Below are 3,134 nucleotides of genomic sequence, written 5' to 3'. Positions count from 1 at the left end.
CTGAAACATTTGCAATAAGGCGTTCAGAAAGCCTACCGCTACAGATTTGTTGATGTTTTTAGTTTCTTTTCCGGCAAATTGCCAGATTTTACGAAATGCTTTAATCATTCTGCGTCACCATCCTTTACACCGATATGTGCCTGCCACATCTCACGGTATAAGCTGCAATCTTTTAACAACGAGATGTGTTTGCCCTGTGCTTCAACATTACCGTTATTTACAACTATAATATTGTCAGCGTCGGTTATGGTAGATAAACGGTGTGCAATTACAATAACAGTTTTGTTTTCTACAAGCTTTGCCACTGCTTTCTGAATAATCTTTTCATTTTCAGGGTCAATATAAGCAGTTGCTTCATCAAGAATTACAACAGGTGCATTTTTTAGCATTGCACGAGCAATCGCAATACGCTGGCGTTCACCGCCTGAAAGATGTGCTCCGCCTGTGCCGACCTTTGTATCAAAGCCTTTTTCAAGGTTGCTTATAAAAGCATTGCAACCTGCAGCTTTGGCAGCTTCTTCAACCTCTTTGTCTGTTGCATTCATACAGCCCATTCTTATGTTTTCACGCACTGTATCGTCAAAAAGATAGTTGTCCTGAGATACAAAAGCTACCTGATCGTAAAGCTGTGTAAGAGGAATATCTTTTAAATCATATCCGCCCATTTTTACAGTACCTGTTTTCACATCCCAAAAGCCTGCAATCAGCTTTGCTATGGTTGATTTTCCCGAACCTGACGGACCTACCAAAGCAGTCATTCCGTTTTGAGGTATATTAAGGCTTACACTATGTAAAATTTCTTTGTCAGCGTGATAACCGAAGGTTACATTTTCAACCTCAATATTGTGATTTTTAAATGCTACAGGCTGCGTGCTGTGCTCCTGCTCCTCTGATTTTAAAATTTCATCCACCTGAGAAACAGTAGTGCCAACCTGTGCAAGAGTATCAACAAAATTGAATGCCGCTACTATAGGTGCTGCCATACCAAGCGATAAAATTATTACTGTGATAAATGTATCTACAGAAAGACTGCCTGTTGAATAAAATAACCAACCAAACGGTAATACTGTAAGCATTTGTGCAGGGAAAAATGCATATGCCATTGACATACCAAGCTGACTGCGACGCATCCAGTTAAAATAATATTCTGCATTGGCACGAACTTTGTTAATCAGTCGTGAGTATGAGCGTTTGCCTTGATTGAAAGCCTTGATAACCTCAATTCCGTTAATGTATTCAATCATTGTACCGCTCATCTCGGTTGTTGTCTTTACAGCACCCTCAAAATCCTTTGCATAGTTGCCCATAACGGTCATCATAAAGAAAAACGCTATCGGGAATACCGCCAAAGAAAGAAGTGCAAGCCTCCAGTCAAGAATAAACAGATAAATAATTGTAAGTACAGGTGCAACAATATTTGCCGTCATTTCCGGAAATAGATGTGCAAGTGTGGTTTCCATACTGTCAACCTGATCTACGATAATTTCTTTGAATTTACCGCTTGAAGTGTCCATAACCGTACCAAGCGGCAATTTTGGCAGCTTAGCCAATAGCTTTTGGCGAATTGTTTTAAGTATAGCAAATGTCGCCTTGTGAGAGATTGACAAGGCACTGTTATACAGCACTGTGCGTACAAGAAAACCGCCAAGTGCAGTTATAAGCCACGGAATATATACTGCCATTGCCTTTTCCCCTGCAAGAAGCAAAATAATAATTTTTGCAGCTGCAAAGTAAGGCAGCATACCGCCTACCGCACCGAGTACGGCTAAAATTACCGCCGAGATAAGCTTGCCGTGTTCTTGCTCTCCCAACTCCCAAATTCGTCCCACAGGACTTTGTTCCTTCATCAAAATACCTCCTATTGATTAGCTTTAACTAACCTGTTGTTTTATAGAAAGGCTGTCGTAAGACAACCTGTTCAACCTATTTTTCTTTTCCAAACCCAAAAACTTCAAAAAAGCCTTTTCTGTGGTATCTGCAAAGCAAATCTATGTATTCAGCCGCTTCTTCTCGGCTCATACCATGACGAATAACTTCAAAAATACTCTCAAATCTTGAAGTGGTAACAATGTGCAGAAGCTTTTCTGTCATAGCATCACCCATACGCTCGGGATAGCCGACGGCTTCCATATACTTATAGGTGTATTCAACTTCAATACGCACTAATTCATCTATGAAATTGTGAAAGCGAGTGCCGTATGATGAATCGAGCAATAATCTGAATTCATCAAGATGCTTGTACATATAATCGACCAAAACGGAAGTGCCGCCGTCTGAATAATCCGTCATTTTTTCAGCCTGTGCACTGCTGTCCATTTGGTGAAATTCTTCTTGAATTTTAATGAACATCTCAGTCATTCTATTAAGTACAGGTTCTACAATAGCGGAGAACAAACCTTCTTTGTCGCCAAATCGAACATAAATTGAATTGGTGCTTGTTTTAGCGGCGGCAGCAATGGCTCGCAAAGATGCGTCCTGATAACCTTTATCTAAAAATTCAATTTTTGCACAGTCAAGTATTCTCTCAGATACGCCCTCAATTTGTTTCGCCATAATCGGTCTCCATTCATAACATCGTTTCATAACACTGTTATGAATTATATACCCTCTTAAATAAAATGTCAACCCTTAAATTATTTACTATTGTAAATTATGGTTTTTATTACGAGAATATAGTTTGCAAAATAATAATTTTCTTGTTCCCGACAATGACTTAATAACGGTCGGGAGTTAAAAGCTTTGAGATTGTCTATGCTTTCTACTCGGACATAAAAATTTGGTCAATCTTTTTTAAAGGTTGTGGGTGTGGGCAAAGCCCACAATACTTTAAGCTAACGCAAGGTTTTGAAAGCCAAACAGCCTGCTGTTTGGCGACCTGAACACAATGGCGAAAGCCTTTTAATTGTGATAGCAACATAAAAAAAGCCGTTTGTTATATAATGAAAAAATTAATTATTTCTTTTATAAAAGGCTACCGCCTGTTTTAACAAACATAGTCTTACCACGCAAACAGCTACGCTGTTTGTGCCTGATAAATTGTTATATTAGAAGATTTTATGGGCTTTGCCCAAACCCACGAGCCTTTAAAAAGGCTCGACCTAAATTTTATATTATTTATCCGAAACTTTCTGCCA

General features: G+C 39.1%; 2 protein-coding genes. Both read right to left on the bottom strand.

The annotated features are described in order from the left end of the window. Window positions 1-104: 104 nt before the first annotated feature. Complete coding sequence (locus ACJMMI_RS06300) at window positions 105-1,847, bottom strand: ABC transporter ATP-binding protein (protein WP_405354356.1); 1,743 nt, start codon at window positions 1,845-1,847, stop codon at window positions 105-107. Between the two features lie 76 nt (window positions 1,848-1,923). Next, window positions 1,924-2,553: a TetR/AcrR family transcriptional regulator gene (locus ACJMMI_RS06295; RefSeq protein WP_405354355.1), complete on the bottom strand. Its 630-nt coding sequence runs from the start codon at window positions 2,551-2,553 to the stop codon at window positions 1,924-1,926. Between the last annotated feature and the right edge of the window lie 581 nt (window positions 2,554-3,134).

The sequence above is a fragment of the Ruminococcus sp. genome (genome assembly GCF_045129435.1).
Taxonomy (GTDB): Bacteria; Bacillota; Clostridia; order Oscillospirales; family Acutalibacteraceae; genus Ruminococcoides.
Note: the sequence above shows the minus strand (reverse complement) of the source record. Positions and strands in the feature narration are given on the sequence as shown.